Raw genomic sequence first — 19,339 nt, forward strand, 5'->3', positions numbered from 1 at the left:
GGTCATATTTTTCAAATCTGGGCCATGGCTTTGTGAGCTTGGCCCGCTTAGTTGCTGCGACGCCGGAAGAACTCCGGCGCCACAGGTGTCGCTAGGTACAACTCATATAACAACTGCGAGGGGATCAGGTTCCGCTCTGCAGCAGCATATTACGCACGTGGCCGATCGCCTTGGTCGGGTTCAGACCCTTCGGGCAAACGTTCACGCAGTTCATGATTCCGCGGCAGCGGAACACACTGAACGGGTCGTCCAGCGAAGCCAGACGTTCCTCGGTCTTGGTATCACGGCTGTCGGCCAGGAAACGATAGGCTTGCAGCAGCGCGGCCGGGCCGAGGAACTTGTCGGGGTTCCACCAGAAGGACGGGCAGGAGGTCGAGCAGCAGGCGCACAGGATGCACTCGTACAGACCGTCCAGTTTCTCGCGCTCTTCCGGGGACTGCAGACGCTCGATGGCCGGAGCCGGGGTGTCGTTCTGCAGGAACGGCTTCACCTTCTCGTATTGCTTGTAGAAGATGCTCATGTCCACGACCAGGTCACGGATCACCGGCAGGCCGGGCAGCGGACGGATCACCAGCTTGCCGCCCTTCAGGCCGGCGGCCGACAGCGGGGTGATGCAGGCCAGGCCGTTCTTGCCGTTGATGTTCATGCCATCGGAGCCGCAGACGCCTTCACGGCAGGAGCGACGGTAGGAGAAGCCCTCGTCCTGTTCCTTGATCAGCGCCAGCACGTCGAGGACCATCACGTCCTTGCCGTTGGTGTCGACCTGGAAATCCTGCATGTACGGCGCAGCATCTTTGTCGGGGTTGTAACGGTAAACACTCACTTGCAACATGGCGGGCACCCTTAGTAAGTCCGAACCTTGGGTTCGAATGCCGGAACGGTCTTCGGCGCGAAGTTGACGGAACGCTTGGATACGCGCTTCTCACCCGGGAAGTACAGGGTGTGGCACAGCCAGTTCTCGTCGTCGCGCTCCTCGAAGTCTTCACGGGCGTGGGCGCCACGGGACTCCTTGCGGTGCTCGGCCGCGATCGCGGTGGCCTCGGCCACCTCGAGGAGGTTTTGCAGTTCCAGCGCTTCGATGCGCGCGGTGTTGAATGCCTGGCTCTTGTCGTTGATCTTGACGTTGGCGATACGCTCGCGCAGGTCGGCCAGCTGGGCAATGCCCTTCTGCATGTACTCGCCGGTGCGGAACACACCGAAGTAGTTCTGCATGCAGCTTTGCAGCTCGCGCTTGAGCGGAGCGACTTCTTCGCCGCTGGTGCGCTCGTTCACGCCGTTCAGGCGCTTGAAGGAGGCCTCCAGGTCGCTCTCGGAGGCGCCACGGGCGTCGATGCCCTCTTTCAGCGCTTTCTCCAGGTGCAGACCGGCGGCACGGCCGAACACCACCAGGTCGAGCAGCGAGTTGCCGCCCAGACGGTTGGCGCCGTGCACCGATACGCAGGCCACTTCGCCCACGGCGAACAGGCCTTCGACGATCTGGTCGTTGCCGTTGGCGTCCTGGGTGATGGCCTGGCCATGGATGTTGGTGGCAACGCCGCCCATCATGTAGTGGCAGGTCGGGATCACCGGGATCGGCGCGACGACCGGGTCGACGTGAGCGAAGGTCTTGGACAGTTCGCAGATGCCGGGCAGGCGGCTGTGCAGGACTTCCTCGCCGAGGTGGTCGAGCTTCAGCAGCACGTGGTCCTTGTTCGGGCCCACGCCGTTGCCGGCCAGGACTTCCTTGACCATGGAACGGGCGACCACGTCGCGACCGGCCAGGTCCTTCGCGTTCGGCGCGTAGCGCTCCATGAAGCGCTCGCCGTGGGCGTTGATCAGGTAGCCACCCTCGCCGCGGCAGCCCTCGGTGACCAGCACACCGGCGCCGGCGATGCCGGTCGGGTGGAACTGCCACATCTCGATGTCCTGCACCGGTACGCCGGCGCGCAGGGCCATGCCCACGCCGTCACCGGTGTTGATCAGGGCGTTGGTGGTAGAGGCGTAGATGCGGCCGGCGCCGCCGGTGGCCAGGACCACGGCCTTGGAACGGATGTAGACGGTCTCGCCGGTCTCGATGCAGATGGCGATGATGCCGACCACCGCGCCGTCCTGGTTCTTCACCAGGTCGACCGCGTACCACTCGTTGAGGAACGAGGTGCCGTTCTTCAGGTTGGCCTGGTACAGGGTGTGCAGCAGCGCGTGACCGGTACGGTCGGCGGCGGCGCAGGTACGGGCGGCCTGGCCACCCTTGCCGAAGTCCTTGGACTGGCCGCCGAACGGACGCTGGTAGATGCGGCCGGTTTCGGTACGGGAGAACGGCAGGCCCATGTGCTCGAGTTCGAACACGGCCTCGGGGCCGACGGAACACATGTATTCGATGGCGTCCTGGTCACCGATGTAGTCGGAGCCCTTGACGGTGTCGTACATGTGCCAGCGCCAATCGTCGTTCGGGTCGGCCGAGGCGATGGCGCAGGTGATGCCGCCCTGTGCGGATACGGTGTGGGAACGGGTCGGGAAGACCTTGGTCACCACGGCGGTCTTGTGGCCACCCTGGGCCAGTTGCAGCGCGGCGCGCATGCCGGCGCCACCGCCACCGACGATGATGGCGTCAAAGGAAAGTGTACGAATGCTAGCCATGGATCACATACCCCAAAGAATCTGCACACCCCAGACGAAGAATGCGAACATCGCCATGCCGCAGACCGCCTGGAAGAGGAAACGCACGACTGTCGCCGCCTTGCCGAGAGCCATCGGAGTCAGGTAGTCGGTGGAGATGGTCCACATACCGACCCACGCATGGACGCTCAGGGCAACCAGGGTCAACAGGCTGAAGATGCGCATCCAGCCCTGCGAGAACAGGCCGTGCCAGTCCGCGTAGGAAATGTTCGGGTGAGCAATGAGGTAGCCCAGCAGGAAAATGACATAAGCCGCGAGAACGACCGCGGAAACGCGCTGTGCCATCCAGTCGTAGAGGCCCGAGCGCGAGAAGTTTGTGACGTTAGTTACCATACCCATACCCCCGCCAGAACGATCAGCACCATCGCGATGGCGATGACGATTTTGGAGCCACGCTTACCGCCTTCCAGCGTCTCACCGACGCCAGCGTCCATGACCAGGTGGCGAATACCGGCCACCAGGTGGTACAGCAGCGCAGACAGCAGGCCCCAGATCACCAGCTTGGCCAGAGGACTGGTCAGGCACGCCTTCACCTGCTCGAAGCCTTCTTCCGACCTCAGCGACTTGTCGAGCGCGAACAGCAGCACGGCAATACCGAGGAACAGGATGACGCCAGAGATACGGTGGAGAATGGACGTGTAAGCGGTGACAGGGAGTTTGATGGTCCTTAGGTCTAGGTTTACAGGTCGTTTGCTATTCACGGCTTTTTTCACACTGAGAGCCCTAACGAACAGGGCTAGTTGTCGGGAAGTGCACTTGTCAGGTACCCATCACCAGGGAGTGGCGACCGTCTATGAAAGCGGGCCAGGAATACCCCTTGCGGTCGGACGCCGAGTATAGACAGTTAGGCTACTAATGACAACGAAAACACCCATCGCCAAATGGTTGATTGCGGGCCTTTTATAAAAGGCGTAAATAGCCCCCTTTTTCTGCGAAAACCCCGCAACGAAAGGCTCTACGGCATGGATTCGCGCAAATTGACTTTCGAATTTATCCCTCTATAGTGGTGCGGGCCCTGCGTGGGGGGTACTGATGATTTCAAGCATAAATAGGAGGCCATCATGGCTGACAAAAAAGCGCAGTTGATCATCGAGGGCTCAGCCCCCGTCGAACTGCCCGTCCTATCCGGTACCATGGGTCCCGATGTAGTGGATGTACGGGGCCTCACCGCCACGGGCCACTTCACCTTCGATCCTGGCTTCATGTCGACCGCCTCCTGCGAGTCGAAGATCACCTATATCGACGGCGACAAAGGCGTCCTCCTCCATCGCGGCTACCCCATCGAGCAACTGGCCGAGAAGTCCGACTACCTGGAAACCTGCTACCTGCTGCTGAACGGCGAACTGCCCACCGCCGCGCAGAAGGAACAGTTCGTCGGCACCATCAAGAACCACACCATGGTTCACGAGCAACTGAAGACCTTCTTCAACGGCTTCCGCCGCGACGCCCACCCGATGGCCGTGATGTGCGGCGTGATCGGCGCCCTCTCCGCCTTCTACCACGACTCCCTGGACATCAATAACCCGAAGCATCGGGAAGTCTCCGCGCATCGCCTGATCGCCAAGATGCCGACCATCGCCGCCATGGTCTACAAGTACTCCAAGGGCGAGCCGATGATGTATCCGCGTAACGACCTGAACTACGCGGAAAACTTCCTCCACATGATGTTCAACACCCCCTGCGAGACCAAGCCGATCAGCCCGGTGCTGGCCAAGGCCATGGACCGCATCTTCATCCTCCATGCCGACCACGAGCAGAACGCCTCCACTTCCACGGTGCGCCTGGCCGGTTCCTCCGGCGCCAACCCGTTCGCCTGCATCGCCTCCGGCATCGCCGCCCTCTGGGGCCCGGCCCACGGTGGGGCGAACGAAGCGGTACTGCGCATGCTCGACGAGATCGGCGATGTCTCCAACATCGAGAAATTCGTCGACAAGGCCAAGGACAAGAACGATCCGTTCAAGCTCATGGGCTTCGGCCACCGCGTCTACAAGAACTTCGACCCGCGCGCCAAGGTCATGAAGCAGACCTGCGACGAAGTTCTCCAGGAGCTGGGCATCAACGACCCGCAGCTGGAACTGGCGATGAAGCTGGAAGAAATCGCCCGCCACGACCCCTACTTCGTGGAACGCAACCTGTACCCGAACGTCGACTTCTATTCGGGAATCATCCTCAAGGCAATCGGCATCCCGACCAGCATGTTCACCGTGATCTTCGCCCTGGCGCGCACCGTCGGCTGGATCTCGCACTGGCAGGAAATGCTCTCCGGCCCCTACAAGATCGGCCGTCCGCGCCAGCTCTACACTGGCCATACCCAGCGCGACTTCACCGCCCTCAAGGATCGTGGCTGAACCCGGACCCCGACGAAAAAGGCTGCTTCGGCAGCCTTTTCATTGCCCCGGAGAAAGCCTCCGACGGGCACAAAAAACCGCCTCGAAGGCGGTTTTTTTCGCGAAGGCGATGCGCTCAGCGCTTCTCGGCGGCGCTACGCAAGCCCTTGAGGGTGTTCAGCGGTGCATCGACCACGAAGCTGTTGGCCAGCCAGGACGGAATGCTGCCACCCGGCTCGGTTTCCACCTGGTAGGTGACCTCGGTCACGCCCTGCCCCTTCGGCTGCAGCTTCCACTCGCCGACCAGCTTGGGCACGCGGATCTGCCCCTTCTCCTCGGGAATGTAGGTCGGATCGGCCTTCAGATGACGGATCACGGTGCCATCGGCGGTCTTCTCGGTGGTGACATGGATGACCACGTCGCGCCCGGTGACCGGCCAGGGCATATCGATCCTCGAGTAGGTCCAGGCGTCGGCACCCTCCTGCTTCAGCAGCTTCATCTCGGCGCAGGCATGGATCCACTTGCAGGACCCCTTGACGTCCTCCTGCAGCGCCTCGATGGTCGCCACGTCGGCCTTGATGTCGGTAACGCCGCGATAAGCCTTGTACTTGGAGCCCTGGACACTGCTCAGATAGACCTTCACGCCATCCTCGTCCTTGGCCAGTTTCCAGTCTTCGGCCAGGGCGTTGCCGGCCACACCGAACACTGCGGCAGCCAGCACGGTCATACGCAAAATGCCACGCATCGTTCCTGTTCCTCTCATTATGGTTATTTTCGGTTCGTCGGCCGGGCGGTCGACGCCCTGCAATCCGCGATCCTGAGCCTTCGGCGCGGGATGGGCAGCAGTATGGCGCGAGACGGCCGGACTTCCAACCCGTTCACGCGGCGGTGATGATTTCCCATTGTGCGATCAACGCCAGCGCCTGTTCGCGGCTGTCGCCGCAGAGCTCCGGATCGGCGTCGAAACGTCCGCACACCGCGGGGCGCTCGGGCCGGCCGAAGAGCCCGCAGAGATTGGCCTCGTCCAGGTGCACGCAACGCACGCCGGCAGGCTTGCCGCCCGGCATGCCGGGCAACGCGGAGGAGATCGACGGGGCTATGCAGCAGGCGCCGCAGCCGGCTCGACATTGCATGGGAAGGGTCTCGCCCGGGGGTTGGGAACGGACCGGCAAGGAACGCCGGTCGAAACGGGCGCAAAGAATACGGATCCACCCGGCCGCCGCCAAGCCCGGCGGATCAGCGGCGCGTTTCCGCCTCGAGGCGGGTGTGCCGCAATTGCCATTGCTCGCGGTTAGCGGCGACGAACAACCAGGCTCTCGCCGACTGCGCCGCGGCCCGCCACTGCACCCGACCCGGCTCGCGCAGGTCGATGGACTGCGGCGCCGTCGAAGCGCCGAGGAAGGCGTTACCGGTGGAACTCCAATAGCCCGCGACACCAGCCGGCAAGGTCCGGGAACTGCCCTCCGCGTCGTCGTCGACGATGCCGGAAAGCCGCTCCCCCTCCTCCCGCCGCCAGGACAGAGCAACCCGGTTCAGTTCCGCGTCGGCCAGGACGATACGCACCGCCACCGCGTCCTGGACCGGCTCGAAGGACATTTCGTAGGCGCTCAGGCGGCCATCTTCGCAGCGTAGATGGCCTTTGAGGGCCAGCCGCCGGCCGATCAGCTCGAAACTTTCCAGGCTCTGCTCCTGGCAGCGCAACAACAGGCTTCCGTCGCGCTCCCGGCCCGCACCGAGGAAGCCGCCTTCGCTTCGCCAGAGCGGTGCGCGGGCGGCGCCGGCGGCATACAGGTCGAAGCCGTTGCCGCGCCAGCTCAGGCGATAGGCGCCCAGGTCGAAGTCCCTTGGCATGGTGAAGGCTGGCGGAACGTACAGCTCGCTCCACAGCGCCGGCTCACGCAACGCCCGGACAGCCCACCAGCCCCCCACCAACACAACGGCCATCCCTCCCAGCGCGACGCGCCAGGCCCATGAACGCTTGCGCAACCACATACCTTCCGTCCTTTTTCGATGGCCAACCCTTCCGAGCGGGGCTCGCCCTCTTGGTTTTGTCGGCGCCGCCGATTAGGCTGCGCCGTCCCCGCCCTCCGGAGCCTATCCATCATGCCCGTCTGGCTGCAAACCGCGCTGCTGCTGGCCTGTTCCAACCTGTTCATGACCTTCGCCTGGTATGGTCACCTGAAGACCCTCAACAGCAAGCCCTGGATCATCGCCGCCCTGATCAGCTGGGGCATCGCGCTGTTCGAATACCTGCTGCAGGTGCCGGCCAACCGCATCGGCTACACCGAACTCTCGGTCGGCCAGCTGAAGATCATGCAGGAAGTCATCACCCTGGCGGTCTTCGTCCCGTTCAGCGTCTATTTCATGCAACAACCGTTGAAGCTGGACTACCTGTGGGCCGGCCTGTGCCTGCTCGGTGCGGTGTATTTCATCTTCCGCGCCTGAAACGCCTCACGAGGAACGCAACCGGGCGATCAGGCTGGAGGTGTCCCAGCGCCCGCCACCCATCGCCTGCACCTCGGCGTAGAACTGATCGACCAGCGCCGTGACCGGCAGCTGCGCGCCGTTGCGGCGAGCCTCGGCGAGCAGGATCGACAGGTCCTTGCGCATCCAGTCCACGGCGAAGCCGAAGTCGAACTCCCCGGCCAGCATGCTCTGGTGGCGGTTCTCCAACTGCCAGGATTGCGCCGCGCCCTTGCCGATCACCGCCATCGCCGCCTCGCCGTCAAGGCCGGCGCGCTGGGCGAAGTGCAGCGCCTCGGCCAACCCCTGGAGCAGGCCGGCGACGCAGATCTGGTTGACCATCTTGGTCAGTTGCCCGCTGCCCACCTCGCCCATCCGCCGGACCATCCGCGCGTAGCTGCACAGCAGGGGCTCGGCACGCCGGTAGAATGCCTCCTCGCCACCGACCATCACCGTCAGCGCGCCGTTGATGGCGCCCGCCTGGCCACCGGAGACCGGCGCGTCGAGAAAGCCCAGCTCACGCTCGGCAGCCAACAGCGACAGCTCGCGGGCGATTTCCGCCGAAGCGGTGGTGTGGTCGACGAACAGGCTGCCCGGCGCCATCCCCGCGAAGGCACCCTGTTCGCCCAATGCCACGGCGCGCAGGTCATCGTCGTTGCCCACGCAGCAAAACACCAGTTCGGCACCGACACAGGCCTCGCGGGGCGTGTCGGCGCGCCGTCCGGCGTACTCCTCGACCCAGCGCGAGGCCTTGGCCTGCGTGCGGTTGTAGACGCAGACATCGTGGCCTTCGCGGCGCAGATGCCCGGCCATCGGATAACCCATGGTGCCCAGGCCGAGAAATGCGACTGCAGTCATTCGGTGATCTCCTCCAAGTCCGACCAGGCAGCCTAGCACAGCGGTTTGCCGAGGTCCGGAAGCCCCGCCATACTCACGGCGGACCCTGGAATGGATAGCTCCGATGCCTCACTGGCTGGTAATCGATCTGGAGGCCACCACCGCGGAAGGCGGCTGGCCCCTGGAGGAAATGGAAATCATCGAGATCGGCGCGACCCTGGTCGCTGCCGCCGACGCCCGCGAACTGGACCACTTCCAGCGTTTCGTGCGGCCGCTCAGGCGGCCGCTGCTGACCCACTTCTGCCGCGACCTCACGCACATCAGCCAGGCCAGCGTCGATGGCGCCGCCCAGTTCGATGCGGTGTGGGAAGCCTTCGAGCGCTGGCTCGCCCAGCATCGTCCGCGACTGGCTGGCTGGGCCAGCTGGGGCGACTACGACCGCCGCCAGCTGGAGCAGGAATGGCGCCAGCACCGGCTGAGCAGCCAGCTCAGCGAAGTGCCGCACGTCAATCTCAAGCAGCGCTTCGGCGAAGTCCGCCAGCTACCCCGCCCGGTCGGCCTGAATGCCGCCCTGCAACTGGCCGGGATGAGTTTCCAGGGCCAGCAGCACCGCGCCCTGGAGGACGCGCGCAATACCGCACGGCTGCTGCCGCTGGTATTGCCGGTGGAGCGTTGAGCGAGGCCCGCGCCGCCTAGTGACGCCTTTCCGAGGCTTGGGCATACTGGCGGGCCTTTTCAACCCCGCCTGTTCACCCCTTCAGGAGAAGCCCATGTTCAAGGTCAACGAATACTTCGACGGCACCGTCAAATCCATCGCCTTCGACATGACCGCCGGCCCGGCCACCATCGGCGTGATGGCGGCAGGCGAATACGAGTTCGGCACCAGCCAGCTGGAAGTCATGCACGTGATCGCCGGCGCGCTGACGGTCAGGCTGCCGGGCAGCGACGAGTGGCAGAACTTCGCCAGCGGCAGCCAGTTCACCGTCCCGGCGAACAGCAAGTTCCAGCTCAAGGTCGCCCAGGACACCGCCTACCTCTGCGAATACCGCTGAGCCCGGGCAGACAGGAAAACCGGCCGCAGGCCGGTTTTTTTTCGCCCACCGTCAGCGCCTACAGCGGAGGAAGCGGTGCAGGCCGAACGACCGCGGTGCGCTCATCCGCCGCTACAGCGGGCTTGCCCGGCTCACTCTCCCTGCGGGAAGCGGTAGTGCCCGATCACCTGGTAGCGGAACAGCAGATCGTCTTCCCGCACGCCGGCACCGATGTTGTGCAACACCAGCGGCCTGCCATCCAGCGCGCGATCGGAAAGCACGCCGATATGCAGCAGGCCGTTGTCCAGGCGCCAGGCGACGATGTCCCCTGCTCGGTAGGCGGCGGCATCGCGGCTCGGCACCAGCGACAATCCCTGGCGACTGAACCAGGTCATCAGGTTCGGTACGCGGCGGTGATCGATGTTGCGATCGGCACCTTTCATCCCCCACTGCTGCGGGTAGGCCGCGAAATGGCGGCGCATGTCCTCGTGCACCGCCTTCTGTAGGTCCAGTCCCTGCCCGCGCAGCGCACGGATGACCACGTCGGTGCAGACCCCGGTCTGCAGTGGCACGTCGCCGCCCGGATAGTCCAGCTTCCGGTAGGCGGGGTCGTAGCCCAGCGTCACGCCGACCTGGGCGCGCGCCGCCTCTACCAACCGCTGCGGCTCGACCGCAGCGGCCGACGCCAGCGGCAATCCGAGCATAGCGAGCAGCAACAGGCGGCGCAGCGCGCCGGATACGTCCATGTACATCCTCGTCTCCTTCTTTTCATGCGCCTGCGGGCGCGTCCCGATCCTTCGCGTACCCCAGCGGATACAGCAGTTCTTCCTTGTAGCCGGCCCAGACCCGGATGGCAGCCGGGAAGCTGTCGTCCAGTGTCGGGTCGCCGCTGTCCACCAACAACGGACGACCCTCGAGGGTACCCAGCTTGCGCTTGGTGGCGACCACGCGCATGCGCTCCAGGCCGATCGCGCGCAACACTCGCGGGCTGATCTGCTGGTTGCCGCGACCGATGACATGGCCCTGGCCTCCGATGGCGGTGACCAGCAGGAACGCCGGATGGCCGTCCACCAGGCCGAACAGTTGGGCTTCGTCGACGTCGTGGGCGATCACCGCCCCGTTTTCCAGCACATCCACGCCCAGCAGGGTGGTTTCCAGGCCGAGGTTGCGCGCCAGGCCGTGGAGGGTCGAGCCCGGCCCCAGCACGTAGCGCACGCCCTCCTCCCAGTTTTCCGCCAGCCAGTCGGCGAGATCCACCAGGACCAGCTCTTCCGACTCCACCCCCGCCTGCTTGACGTGCTGCATGAAGTGCCCTTCCTCGGGAACCGTCATTTCGCCATACCAGCGGGCGGCGACGCGACCGGCGCGCAGGGCGTCCTCGTCGAGGTCGCGCACCTCGCCGCTGGCCAGCCGCACCAGGCCGCCCTCGACCAGGCGCCGGGCCAGCTCGCCGGCAGCGCGTGGACTGATGGCGTAGACTCCCGAATGAATCTTCACCCCGGCCGGAATGCCCAGCACCGGCTGCTGCTCGCGCACCACCCCGGCAACATCCCGTGCCGTGCCGTCACCACCGGCGAACAGGATCAGCGCGACACCGGCTTCCTGCAGGCGCTCGACTGCGCGGCGAGTGTCCGCCGCGCTGCTGAGCGCGCCCTGCAATTCCCCCAGCACGCGGTGACGAAACCCCATGCGCGCCAGCAGCTCGGCCCCCATGGCACCGGGAAAGGTCAGGAACTCGATCTTCTCGACCAGCGGCAACAGGCACTCCAGGGCGATCCTGGTGCGCTCCAGCGCCCGCGGTTCGGCGCCTCTGGCCAAGGCCTCGGCAGCGACTCCGTCGCTGCCCTTCAACGCGACCGAGCCACCCAGCCCGGCCAGGGGATTGACCACCAATCCCAGGCGAAACACGTCCATACTCATCCTCGGGCGAACTCCAGGGCGCCCCTGCCGGTCGGACCACTATAACCAGAAAAACGCAGCGGCGGCCGGCAAGCTGGCACGCGGGCTGCAAGATTGCTATGGTCCATGGCTTTCGCACTGGAGCGAGGACATCCGCCGCTTGTCACGGCGGTTTCATCTGCGCTCCCTAGACTGCCGATAAACCTGATGAGGAGACGGGCAATGAATTCGCAACACACCGATACCGCCAAGCGCCGCGTGATCCCCTTCAACGCGCAGCAACACAGCGGTGGCGCCATCATCGACGCGCAGGGCCGGGAAATCCCGATCACCGAAGTGATGATCCAGCGCGCCTGCCGCGAACTGGACAGGTCCCTGGAGCAGGAACAGAAGCAGGCCTGAGCGCCCTTTCCAGGTATTGCCAGGCCCGGCATCCGCCGGGCTTTTTTTCGCCTCCGGCAGGCTTCGCCCTAGCGATCCGCCGCCAGTTCTTCGTTGACCAGTTCGAGGAAGGTCTCGACGATCCGCCGCGAACGTTGTTCGCGCAGGCACACCAGGGTCTCGGTCAGGCGCCGCTGGCAATCGACGATGGGTAACGCATGGACCCGCGTGTCGGCACCGAACTCCGCGGCCGACACCACCCCCACGCCGATCCCCGCGACCACCGCCTCACGCGAGGCCTCGCGGCCCTCGACCTGGATCGCCGGGCGGATCCGCAGGCCGGCTCGGCTCATTTCCTCCTCCAGGGTCTGGCGGGTCACCGAGCCCTGCTCGCGCAGCACCAGCGGCATGTCGTCGAGATCGGCGAGGCGGATCGACTCGCGCCCGGCCCAGGGATGGTTCAGCGAAACGAAAGCCACGATCGGATCGTTGCGCAGGGTCACCGAGAGCAACCGCTCATCGCTGACATCGCGCCCCAGGAGGGCGAGGTCGGCCTGGTAGTCGAACAGTCGCTGCAGCGACTCGTCGGTATTGCCGGTCTCCACCCTTACCGCGATGCCCGGATAGCGCTCGCAGAACCGCGCGATCTGCGGCAGCACGTGCACCGGCGCATCCACGGCCAGGGTCAGGGTGCCAGTCCGCAAGGCACTGGAGGCGGACAGCAGGTCCTCGGCCTCGGCCTCGATCACGAACAGCCGCTGAGTCACCGCAAGCAGGCGTTCGCCCAGCTCGCTCAGGCGCACCGAGCGCTTGTTGCGGTGGAACAGCAGAACACCGTAACGCTCCTCCAGCTTGCGCACCTGGTCGGAAACCGCCGGCTGGGTGAGGAACAGGCGCTCGGCGGCGCGGGTGAAGCTGCCGTGCACCGCGACCGCGTGAAATGCCTTCAACTGCGCATGGGAAACCGACATCGATGCTCACCGCTCCAGAGACAGGACAAGGAAACCTCGCGACACAGGGGATGACCGATCGGTCAGCTTCCCCGGCAGGCGCCACGGCGCCCGCCCTGACAAACAAGTAAAACTTATATTCGAAATTTGATAAATCGATTTCATTTATTTATCCGAAATTGATTCCATCGCCTCACCACCCGTACCGAGGCGTTGCAAGCAGCCCCTTGCGCCGTCTCCCGGCCTAGCCCCAGGAGGTGAAGCAATCCCAGACCCCTCTGACCAGGCACCGCGGCACAGCGGTGCAGAAGTGCTCATCAGAACAACAACAAGGCGTGTCCCCCTCACACCTGCCGGCACCGATAACAAGATCGAGGTCAGAACCATGAACCAACGTCCCGGGATGGCGCTGCCATCCTCCCCCGCGTCCAGTTTCCAGCGCTGGCGCCTGCAGATATTCGCGATCACCTGGCTGGCCTATGCCGCCTTCTACTTCACCCGCAAGGCCTTTTCCGTCGCCAAGCTCGGCATCGCCGAAGATCCGGGTTTCCAGCTGGACAAGATGGCGATGGCCGATCTCGACGCCATCTACCTCGCCGCCTATGCCGTCGGGCAGTTCGCCTGGGGCGTGCTGGCCGACCGCTTCGGCCCGCGCATCGTGGTGTCCGGCGGCCTGCTGATCTCCGCCCTGGCCGCGTTGGTCATGGGCACCTTCGCCACCCTGCCGATCTTCGCCACCTGCATGGTGGTCCAGGGACTGGCGCAGTCCACCGGCTGGTCGGGGCTGTGCAAGAACATCGGCAGCTTCTTCGCCACCCACGAACGCGGCCGGGTGCTTGGCCTGTGGAGCACCTGCTACGCCTTCGGCGGCCTGGTCGCCTCGCCGTTCGCCGGCTGGTGGGCCTACAGCGTGTTCGGTACCTGGCACGCGGCGTTCTATTCCAGTGCCGCGGTGGTCGGCGGCGTGGCCCTGCTGTTCCTGTTGTTGCAGCGCAACCGCCCGGAAGACGTCGGCCATCCTCCCGTCGAACCGCAGCTCGCGAGCGAAGCCGTGCGCTATGCCGGCTTCAGGCCGCAAGGCAGCAACGGCGGCAGTCTGCAGATGCTCGCCAAGGTGGTGCGCAACCGCACGGTGCTCTGCCTCGGGCTGGCCTACTTCCTGCTCAAGCCGGCGCGCTACGCGATCCTCCTGTGGGGGCCGGTGATCGTCTATGAACGCATGCCGGCGCTCGGCAAGGTCGGTGCCGCCATCGTCCCCACCGCCTTCGAGGTGGCCGGTCTGCTCGGTCCGATCCTGATCGGCTTCGCCTCGGACAAGCTGTTCGGCGCCCGGCGCATGCCCGCCTGCGTGCTCAGCCTGCTGGCGCTGACCGTCTGCCTGGCGCTGTTCGTCCCGGCGATGGCCACCGGCAGCATTCCGGTGGTGGTCGGCCTGCTGTTCATGATGGGACTGACCCTGTACGGCCCGGACTCGATGATCTGTGGCTCCGCCGCCATCGACTTCGGCACCGGCGAGGCCGCCGGCACCGCCTCCGGTTTCGTCAACGGCTGCGGTTCGGTGGGTGCGATCCTCGGTGGCCTGCTGCCCGGCTACTTCGACACCTACACGGTGTTCATCGGCTTCACTGTCGCCGCCCTGATCGCCACCGCGGTGCTCGTTCCACACTGGAACAGCCGGCCCGACGGCGCCCGCGAAAGCCTGTGCAAGATCCCCAGCCTGGGGGACTTCCGCCCGATCCGCTCCTGACCGTCCGCGGCGGGACGCCCGCCGCGCCCTTCTCCTCGAACCAGGGAAATCCACAATGCACATCGAACGCTTCGAAGTGGTCAAGCGCCGGGCCGAGATGGCCCTGCACGGCAACACGATCTACATCGGCGGCCAGGTCGCCGACGACCCCAGCGGCGATATCCGGGACCAGACCCGCCAGGTGCTGGAGAACATCGACCGGCTGCTCCAGAGCGTCGGCAGCGACCGCGGCCAGGTGCTCTCGGTACGCATCCTGCTCGCCCACCGGGAGGACTACGCCGGGCTCAACCAGGTCTGGGACCAGTGGTTCCCCGAAGGCCGGGCGCCGACCCGCGCCTGCAGCCTGGCCGAGCTGATCGACCCGCAGTGGCGGGTGGAGATGATCGTCGTCGCCGCCCGCCCGCAATGACGAGGACACCCACAATGACCTTCCGCCCCTTCTGGCTGGACCAGGCCCTGCGCTCCGAACACGCGGCCCCCTGCCCGCCGCTGGCCGGCGACAGCCGCGCCGACGTGTGCATCGTCGGCGGTGGCTACACCGGGCTGTGGACCGCCATCATGCTCAAGGAACAGGATCCCGCACTCGACGTGGTGCTGGTCGAGGCCGACCTCTGCGGCGCCGGCGCCAGCGGCCGCAACGGCGGCTGCGCGCTGTCCTGGTCGGCCAAGTTCTTCACCCTGGAACGGCTGTTCGGCCTCACCGAGGCGATCCGCCTGGTCAAGGCCTCCGAGGACAGCATCCGGGCCATCGGCGCCTTCTGCCAGCGCTACGCCGTGGACGCCGAATACCGCCTCGACGGCACCCTCTATACCGCCACCAACCAGGCCCAGGTCGGTGGCACCGACGCCGTCATCGCCGCGCTGGAACGCCACGGCATCAACTCCTTCGTCAAGCGCCCGCTGGCCGACGTACAGCGCCTGGCCGGCTCGCGCAGGCACCTGGAGGGCTGGTTCTCGCCGGCCGCCGCGACGGTGCAGCCGGGCAAGCTGGTCCGCGGCCTGCGCCGGGTCGCCCTGCAACTGGGGGTACGCCTGTACGAAGGCACGCCGATGCGGGGACTGGAGCACGGCCGTCCGGCGGAAGTGGTCACCCCCTACGGGCGGGTCGTCGCCGACCGCGTGGTGCTGGCGTTGAACGCCTGGATGGCGCGGGCCTTCCCGCAGTTCGAACGCAGCGTGGCGATCGTCTCCAGCGACATGCTCATCACCGAGCCACGACCGGACCTGTTGCAGGAGATCGGCCTGACCAGCGGGGTCAGCGTGCTCGACTCGCGGATCTTCGTGCACTACTACCACAACACCCCGGACGGCCGGCTGATGCTCGGCAAGGGCGGCAACACCTTCGCCTACGGCGGCCGCATGCTACCGGTATTCGACCGCCCCTCGCCGTACCTGGAACAGCTGCGCGGCAGCCTGCGGGAGTTCTTCCCCGCCCTCGCCGACGTGGCCATCGAGGCCAGCTGGAACGGTCCATCGGACCGCTCGGTGACCGGCCTGCCGTTCTTCGGCCGGCTCGACGGTCGCGACAACGTGTTCTACGGCTTCGGCTACTCCGGCAGCGGCGTCGGCCCCTGTCACATGGGTGGGCAGATCCTCTCGTCGCTGGCGCTCGGCCTGGACAATCCATGGACCCGTTCGCCGCTGACCCGGGGACCGCTCGGCCACTTCCCGCCGGAACCGATCCGCTACGTCGGTTCGCTGCTGGTGCGCAACGCGATCCGCCGCAAGGAACGCGCCGAAGACGGCGGCCGGCGCCCACGCCATCTCGACGTGCGCCTGGCCAGGCTGGCTGCCGCCGCGGGCAAGGCCGACAAGGGCTGAGAGCGTTTCCGGGCGCCCCGCCAGCCCATTCGGGGGCGCCCTTCTTTTTCCTTCGGTTTCGATTTCGCTCAAGCAAAGGTCGGAAAAAGCGCATTTAATTCACCCGTCCGTCTGTGCGAGTCTGCTCCGACCCTTGTCCTCACTTTCGTTCATGCATCTGCCGACGACGCGCTCCCTGCCCTACCAGCCTTCCGCCAACCCGGCCGGAACGCCCGCGCGCCTGCCCCGCAAGCACAGCCGCTGGCTGGAACTGGAACCGCTCGCCCTCCCTCTCGAACTGGCCTTCTGGGCGCTCTGGCATTGCCGCCACGCGCGCCCGCCGGACGCTCGTCACGCCTGATTGCCCTCCGGCCCCGCACGACGGCGGGGCCGGCCTGCCGCTTGCATGCCGCTCCGCGACGACGCTGTCGCCGGAGCGTCGCTGCGAGCGCCGCGACACTACCGGACAAGACCGACAAGAGAGCCCCATGAACTTCGCCACCGAACAAGAAGCCCAGGACTTCCTGGCCGCCAACCCCGACATCGAACTCTTCGAACTGTTCATCCTCGATGCCAACGGCGTACCGCGCGGCAAGCTGCTGCACCGCGACGAGCTGCTGGCCGTCTACCGCGGCGGCCGGCCGCTGCCGAGCACCATCCTCGGGCTGACGATGAACGGCGAGGACGTCGAGGACTCCGGGCTGGTGTGGGACGTCGGCGACATCGACTGCCGCGCCTACCCCCTGTCCGGCAGCCTGGTACGCCTGCCCTGGCGACAGATCCCGACGGCGGCGGTGCAGGTCAGCATGCACCCGAGCGAAGGCCTGCCGGCCAGCGTCGCCGATCCGCGCCATCTCCTGATGCGAACCATCGAGGCGCTGAAGAGCGAGGGCTATCACCCGGTAATGGCCGCCGAGCTGGAGTTCTACCTGCTCGACCGTGAGCGCGACGCCAACGGCCGCCCGCAACCGGCTCGCGACGCCGATGGCGGCCGCCCGCGGGCGACCCAGGTCTACGGCCTGCGCGAACTGGAGCAGATCGAGCCGTTCCTCGCCGACCTCTACGCCGCCTGCAAGGCGCAGGGCCTGCCGGCGCGCACGGCGATCTCGGAATACGCCCCGGGCCAGGTGGAAATCACCCTCGACCACGGCGACGCCCTAGTCGCCATGGACCAGGCGATCCGCTACAAGCGCCTGGTCAAGGGCGTCGCGCACAGGCATGGGATGCTCGCCTGCTTCATGGCCAAGCCCTTCGACGACCTGGCCGGCACCGGCATGCACCTGCACGTCAGCCTGGCCGACGAACAAGGCAACAACCTGTTCGCCAGCGACGACCCCGCCGGCACGCCTCTGCTGCGCCAGGCGGTCGGCGGCATGCTCGCCAGCCTGCTCGACTCGCTCCTGCTGTTCTGCCCCAACGCCAACTCCTACCGGCGCTTCCAGGCCAACAGCTACGCGCCGCTGGCGCAGACCTGGGGCGTCGACAACCGCACCGTGAGCCTGCGCGTGCCGGGCGGCCCGGCCTCCAGCCGGCATATCGAGCATCGCATCTGCGGCGCCGATGCCAACCCCTACCTGGCCGCCGCGGCGCTCCTCGCCGGGGTCCACCGCGGCATCCGCGAAGGCATCGATCCGGGCGCGCCGGTGGAGGGCAATGGCTATGCGCAGGCGGGCAAGCGCCTGCCCACCGACTGGCTGACCGCCCTCGACGCCCTGCAAGGTTCCGAGTGGGCGCGGCAAGCCTTCGGCGAGCCGTTCCTCGGCGTCTACCTGGCGGTCAAGCGCGCGGAATACCGGCAATTCATGGGCGAGGTCGGCGAGCAGGACTGGCGCTGGTACCTGACCCAGGCCTGAGCCATCCCGGATCCGCCCGCATATGGCGGCGCGCCGCCAGGACGCGCCGCACTGGAACAAGGAATACCCGATGAACGCAGCAATCCATCCCCGCCCGGCCGCGGAACGCGCGCCGTCCTACTACGCCGCCACCCTCAACGAGGAAACCGACTATCCGACCCTGCAGGGCACGGTGGCGGTCGACATCGCCATCATCGGCGGCGGCTTCACCGGCGTCGCCAGCGCGGTGGAGCTGGCCGAACGCGGCTACAAGGTGGCCCTGGTCGAAACCCATCGCATCGGCTGGGGCGCCAGCGGGCGCAACGGCGGCCAGGTCACCGGCAGCCTGTCCGGCGACGCCGCGATGCACAAGCAGATGCGCCAGTGGCTGGGCGCCGAGGTCGAGGACTTCATCTGGCACCTGCGCTGGCGCGGCCACGAGATCATCCGCCAGCGGGTGGAGAAATACGGCATCGCCTGCGACCTTCGCCACGGCCACCTGCACGCGGCGATGAAGGCCAGCCACATGGGCGAGTTGCAGGCCTCCTACGAGGAGGCGGTGCGCCGCGGCATGGGCGACCAGGTAAGCCTGCTGGACAAGGCCGGCGTCCAGGCTCACCTGGAGACCGGGCTGTACTGCGGCGCGCTGAAGAACACCCGCAACATGCACCTGCACCCGCTCAACCTGTGCATCGGCGAGGCCAGGGCGGCGGCCGGCCTCGGCGCGCTGATCTTCGAACATTCCGAGGTGCTGGATATCGTCCACGGCCCGCGCCCGGCGGTGGTCACCCGCGAGGGACGGATCGAGGCGCAGCAGATCCTGCTTGCCGGCGACGTCTATCACAAGCTCGAACGAGAGAAGCTCAAGGGCATGATCTTCCCGGCCATGGGCGGAATCGTCACCACCCGGCCGCTCGGCGAGCTGGCACGGGAGATCAACCCGCAAGGACTGGCGGTCTACGACTGCCGCTTCGTCCTCGATTACTACCGCCCCACCGCCGACGGCCGCCTGCTGTTCGGTGGCGGCGCCAACTACTCGGGGCGCGACTCGCGGGACATCGCCGCCGAGCTGCGGCCGTGCATCGAGCGCACCTTCCCGCGCCTGAAGGGCGTGGAGATCGAGTTCCAGTGGAGTTGCGCCATGGGCATCGTGATGAACCGGATCCCCCAGCTCGGCAAGCTCTCCGACAACGTCTGGTACTGCCAGGGCTACTCGGGGCATGGCGTGGCCACCAGCCATATCATGGGCGAGATCATGGCCAAGGCGATGAGCGGGAGCCTGGAGCAGTTCGACACCTTCGCCCGCTGCAAGCACCTCAGGGTGCCGCTGGGCGACCTCTTCGGCAACCCGATGCTGGCCGCCGGGATGTGGTACTACCAGCTCATGGAGAAGCTGCGCTGAAGCGCAAGGAAGGGT

Annotated in this window: 22 protein-coding genes; 11 read left to right on the plus strand and 11 right to left on the minus strand. The window is 66.3% G+C overall.

Annotated features, from left to right (window positions below; all coding sequences use genetic code 11):
- Positions 1-124: 124 nt before the first annotated feature.
- Genes B7D75_RS16940 through sdhC form a run of 4 tightly spaced genes read right to left on the minus strand, consistent with a single transcriptional unit; the run spans position 125 to position 3,368 of the window.
- On the minus strand, positions 125-832 hold the full coding sequence (locus B7D75_RS16940) for a succinate dehydrogenase iron-sulfur subunit (protein WP_003154624.1): 708 nt from the start codon (positions 830-832) through the stop codon (positions 125-127).
- An 11-nt stretch (positions 833-843) separates the two neighbouring features.
- Positions 844-2,616: a succinate dehydrogenase flavoprotein subunit gene (sdhA, locus tag B7D75_RS16945; protein WP_003087407.1), complete on the minus strand. Its 1,773-nt coding sequence runs from the start codon at positions 2,614-2,616 to the stop codon at positions 844-846.
- A gap of 3 nt (positions 2,617-2,619) precedes the next feature.
- Positions 2,620-2,988 (minus strand): succinate dehydrogenase, hydrophobic membrane anchor protein, encoded by a 369-nt coding sequence (gene sdhD / locus B7D75_RS16950; protein ID WP_024915987.1) that lies wholly within the window; start codon positions 2,986-2,988, stop codon positions 2,620-2,622.
- The gene (gene sdhC, locus B7D75_RS16955; RefSeq protein WP_162600467.1) at positions 2,982-3,368 is read right to left on the minus strand and encodes a succinate dehydrogenase, cytochrome b556 subunit; all 387 of its coding nucleotides are present in this window, start codon (positions 3,366-3,368) and stop codon (positions 2,982-2,984) included. Before sdhC ends, sdhD begins: the two co-directional genes overlap by 7 nt.
- Before the next feature lie 348 nt (positions 3,369-3,716).
- Between sdhC and gltA the strand changes: the two genes are divergently transcribed.
- Positions 3,717-5,003: a citrate synthase gene (gene gltA, locus B7D75_RS16960; protein ID WP_003154631.1), complete on the plus strand. Its 1,287-nt coding sequence runs from the start codon at positions 3,717-3,719 to the stop codon at positions 5,001-5,003.
- 115 nt (positions 5,004-5,118) lie between these two features.
- On the opposite strand, the gene B7D75_RS16965 is transcribed toward gltA, so the two are convergent.
- From B7D75_RS16965 to B7D75_RS16975, 3 genes are all read right to left on the minus strand, one after another.
- On the minus strand, positions 5,119-5,727 hold the full coding sequence (locus B7D75_RS16965; RefSeq protein ID WP_003154634.1) for an START domain-containing protein: 609 nt from the start codon (positions 5,725-5,727) through the stop codon (positions 5,119-5,121).
- A gap of 133 nt (positions 5,728-5,860) precedes the next feature.
- The gene (locus B7D75_RS16970; RefSeq protein ID WP_003154636.1) at positions 5,861-6,115 is read right to left on the minus strand and encodes a YkgJ family cysteine cluster protein; all 255 of its coding nucleotides are present in this window, start codon (positions 6,113-6,115) and stop codon (positions 5,861-5,863) included.
- A gap of 103 nt (positions 6,116-6,218) precedes the next feature.
- Complete coding sequence (locus B7D75_RS16975) at positions 6,219-6,974, minus strand: hypothetical protein (protein ID WP_107114250.1); 756 nt, start codon at positions 6,972-6,974, stop codon at positions 6,219-6,221.
- Positions 6,975-7,085: 111 nt separating this feature from the next.
- Here B7D75_RS16975 and B7D75_RS16980 point away from each other — a divergent pair, with 111 nt between their 5' ends.
- Positions 7,086-7,427: a DMT family protein gene (locus B7D75_RS16980; protein WP_003087393.1), complete on the plus strand. Its 342-nt coding sequence runs from the start codon at positions 7,086-7,088 to the stop codon at positions 7,425-7,427.
- 6 nt (positions 7,428-7,433) lie between these two features.
- Here B7D75_RS16980 and B7D75_RS16985 read toward each other — a convergent pair whose 3' ends face one another.
- Entirely contained in the window at positions 7,434-8,303 is an 870-nt protein-coding gene (locus B7D75_RS16985) for an NAD(P)-dependent oxidoreductase (protein WP_053814145.1), read from the minus strand.
- A gap of 103 nt (positions 8,304-8,406) precedes the next feature.
- Here B7D75_RS16985 and B7D75_RS16990 point away from each other — a divergent pair, with 103 nt between their 5' ends.
- Together B7D75_RS16990 and ppnP are read left to right on the plus strand one after the other, a co-directional pair.
- Positions 8,407-8,958, plus strand: a complete 552-nt coding sequence (locus tag B7D75_RS16990; RefSeq protein ID WP_003154641.1) for an exonuclease domain-containing protein — start codon at positions 8,407-8,409, stop codon at positions 8,956-8,958.
- Between the two features lie 94 nt (positions 8,959-9,052).
- Positions 9,053-9,334 carry a pyrimidine/purine nucleoside phosphorylase gene (gene ppnP, locus B7D75_RS16995; RefSeq protein ID WP_003154643.1) on the plus strand — a complete coding sequence of 94 codons (282 nt, stop codon included), beginning with the start codon at positions 9,053-9,055 and terminating at the stop codon, positions 9,332-9,334.
- Positions 9,335-9,465: 131 nt separating this feature from the next.
- On the opposite strand, the gene B7D75_RS17000 is transcribed toward ppnP, so the two are convergent.
- Positions 9,466-10,065 carry a DUF1287 domain-containing protein gene (locus tag B7D75_RS17000; protein WP_053817395.1) on the minus strand — a complete coding sequence of 200 codons (600 nt, stop codon included), beginning with the start codon at positions 10,063-10,065 and terminating at the stop codon, positions 9,466-9,468.
- A 16-nt stretch (positions 10,066-10,081) separates the two neighbouring features.
- On the minus strand, positions 10,082-11,227 hold the full coding sequence (locus tag B7D75_RS17005; RefSeq protein ID WP_034078761.1) for an ATP-NAD kinase family protein: 1,146 nt from the start codon (positions 11,225-11,227) through the stop codon (positions 10,082-10,084).
- A 207-nt stretch (positions 11,228-11,434) separates the two neighbouring features.
- Here B7D75_RS17005 and B7D75_RS17010 point away from each other — a divergent pair, with 207 nt between their 5' ends.
- A complete protein-coding gene (locus B7D75_RS17010) occupies positions 11,435-11,614 on the plus strand; it encodes a PA1571 family protein (RefSeq protein ID WP_003154649.1) in 180 nt (59 codons plus the stop codon).
- A 68-nt stretch (positions 11,615-11,682) separates the two neighbouring features.
- Here B7D75_RS17010 and B7D75_RS17015 read toward each other — a convergent pair whose 3' ends face one another.
- Positions 11,683-12,564, minus strand: coding sequence for a LysR substrate-binding domain-containing protein (locus tag B7D75_RS17015; protein ID WP_033998648.1), 882 nt, complete (start codon positions 12,562-12,564; stop codon positions 11,683-11,685).
- Positions 12,565-12,928: 364 nt separating this feature from the next.
- Here B7D75_RS17015 and B7D75_RS17020 point away from each other — a divergent pair, with 364 nt between their 5' ends.
- From B7D75_RS17020 to B7D75_RS17045, 6 genes are all read left to right on the plus strand, one after another.
- Complete coding sequence (locus tag B7D75_RS17020; protein WP_033998650.1) at positions 12,929-14,290, plus strand: MFS transporter; 1,362 nt, start codon at positions 12,929-12,931, stop codon at positions 14,288-14,290.
- Between the two features lie 55 nt (positions 14,291-14,345).
- A complete protein-coding gene (locus B7D75_RS17025) occupies positions 14,346-14,699 on the plus strand; it encodes a RidA family protein (RefSeq protein WP_012076338.1) in 354 nt (117 codons plus the stop codon).
- Positions 14,700-14,713: 14 nt separating this feature from the next.
- Positions 14,714-16,111 carry an FAD-dependent oxidoreductase gene (locus tag B7D75_RS17030; RefSeq protein ID WP_107114251.1) on the plus strand — a complete coding sequence of 466 codons (1,398 nt, stop codon included), beginning with the start codon at positions 14,714-14,716 and terminating at the stop codon, positions 16,109-16,111.
- A 151-nt stretch (positions 16,112-16,262) separates the two neighbouring features.
- Entirely contained in the window at positions 16,263-16,451 is a 189-nt protein-coding gene (locus B7D75_RS17035; RefSeq protein ID WP_003154653.1) for a hypothetical protein, read from the plus strand.
- A 127-nt stretch (positions 16,452-16,578) separates the two neighbouring features.
- On the plus strand, positions 16,579-17,943 hold the full coding sequence (locus B7D75_RS17040) for a glutamine synthetase family protein (protein WP_058129322.1): 1,365 nt from the start codon (positions 16,579-16,581) through the stop codon (positions 17,941-17,943).
- 70 nt (positions 17,944-18,013) lie between these two features.
- Positions 18,014-19,324, plus strand: a complete 1,311-nt coding sequence (locus tag B7D75_RS17045) for an NAD(P)/FAD-dependent oxidoreductase (protein ID WP_033998672.1) — start codon at positions 18,014-18,016, stop codon at positions 19,322-19,324.
- Positions 19,325-19,339 lie beyond the last annotated feature (15 nt).

The organism is Pseudomonas paraeruginosa, from assembly GCF_003025345.2.
Taxonomy (GTDB): Bacteria; Pseudomonadota; Gammaproteobacteria; order Pseudomonadales; family Pseudomonadaceae; genus Pseudomonas; species Pseudomonas paraeruginosa.

What these genes read in the sequence shown, in the direction of transcription:
- B7D75_RS16940 (WP_003154624.1), bottom strand. Translation starts at nt 832, where the DNA reads ATGTTGCAAGTGAGTGTTTACCGTTACAACCCCGACAAAGATGCTGCG.
- sdhA (WP_003087407.1), bottom strand. Translation starts at nt 2,616, where the DNA reads ATGGCTAGCATTCGTACACTTTCCTTTGACGCCATCATCGTCGGTGGC.
- sdhD (WP_024915987.1), bottom strand. Translation starts at nt 2,988, where the DNA reads ATGGTAACTAACGTCACAAACTTCTCGCGCTCGGGCCTCTACGACTGG.
- gltA (WP_003154631.1), top strand. Translation starts at nt 3,717, where the DNA reads ATGGCTGACAAAAAAGCGCAGTTGATCATCGAGGGCTCAGCCCCCGTC.
- B7D75_RS16965 (WP_003154634.1), bottom strand. Translation starts at nt 5,727, where the DNA reads ATGCGTGGCATTTTGCGTATGACCGTGCTGGCTGCCGCAGTGTTCGGT.
- B7D75_RS16970 (WP_003154636.1), bottom strand. Translation starts at nt 6,115, where the DNA reads ATGCAATGTCGAGCCGGCTGCGGCGCCTGCTGCATAGCCCCGTCGATC.
- B7D75_RS16975 (WP_107114250.1), bottom strand. Translation starts at nt 6,974, where the DNA reads ATGTGGTTGCGCAAGCGTTCATGGGCCTGGCGCGTCGCGCTGGGAGGG.
- B7D75_RS16980 (WP_003087393.1), top strand. Translation starts at nt 7,086, where the DNA reads ATGCCCGTCTGGCTGCAAACCGCGCTGCTGCTGGCCTGTTCCAACCTG.
- B7D75_RS16985 (WP_053814145.1), bottom strand. Translation starts at nt 8,303, where the DNA reads ATGACTGCAGTCGCATTTCTCGGCCTGGGCACCATGGGTTATCCGATG.
- B7D75_RS16990 (WP_003154641.1), top strand. Translation starts at nt 8,407, where the DNA reads ATGCCTCACTGGCTGGTAATCGATCTGGAGGCCACCACCGCGGAAGGC.
- ppnP (WP_003154643.1), top strand. Translation starts at nt 9,053, where the DNA reads ATGTTCAAGGTCAACGAATACTTCGACGGCACCGTCAAATCCATCGCC.
- B7D75_RS17000 (WP_053817395.1), bottom strand. Translation starts at nt 10,065, where the DNA reads ATGTACATGGACGTATCCGGCGCGCTGCGCCGCCTGTTGCTGCTCGCT.
- B7D75_RS17005 (WP_034078761.1), bottom strand. Translation starts at nt 11,227, where the DNA reads ATGGACGTGTTTCGCCTGGGATTGGTGGTCAATCCCCTGGCCGGGCTG.
- B7D75_RS17010 (WP_003154649.1), top strand. Translation starts at nt 11,435, where the DNA reads ATGAATTCGCAACACACCGATACCGCCAAGCGCCGCGTGATCCCCTTC.
- B7D75_RS17015 (WP_033998648.1), bottom strand. Translation starts at nt 12,564, where the DNA reads ATGTCGGTTTCCCATGCGCAGTTGAAGGCATTTCACGCGGTCGCGGTG.
- B7D75_RS17020 (WP_033998650.1), top strand. Translation starts at nt 12,929, where the DNA reads ATGAACCAACGTCCCGGGATGGCGCTGCCATCCTCCCCCGCGTCCAGT.
- B7D75_RS17025 (WP_012076338.1), top strand. Translation starts at nt 14,346, where the DNA reads ATGCACATCGAACGCTTCGAAGTGGTCAAGCGCCGGGCCGAGATGGCC.
- B7D75_RS17030 (WP_107114251.1), top strand. Translation starts at nt 14,714, where the DNA reads ATGACCTTCCGCCCCTTCTGGCTGGACCAGGCCCTGCGCTCCGAACAC.
- B7D75_RS17035 (WP_003154653.1), top strand. Translation starts at nt 16,263, where the DNA reads ATGCATCTGCCGACGACGCGCTCCCTGCCCTACCAGCCTTCCGCCAAC.
- B7D75_RS17040 (WP_058129322.1), top strand. Translation starts at nt 16,579, where the DNA reads ATGAACTTCGCCACCGAACAAGAAGCCCAGGACTTCCTGGCCGCCAAC.
- B7D75_RS17045 (WP_033998672.1), top strand. Translation starts at nt 18,014, where the DNA reads ATGAACGCAGCAATCCATCCCCGCCCGGCCGCGGAACGCGCGCCGTCC.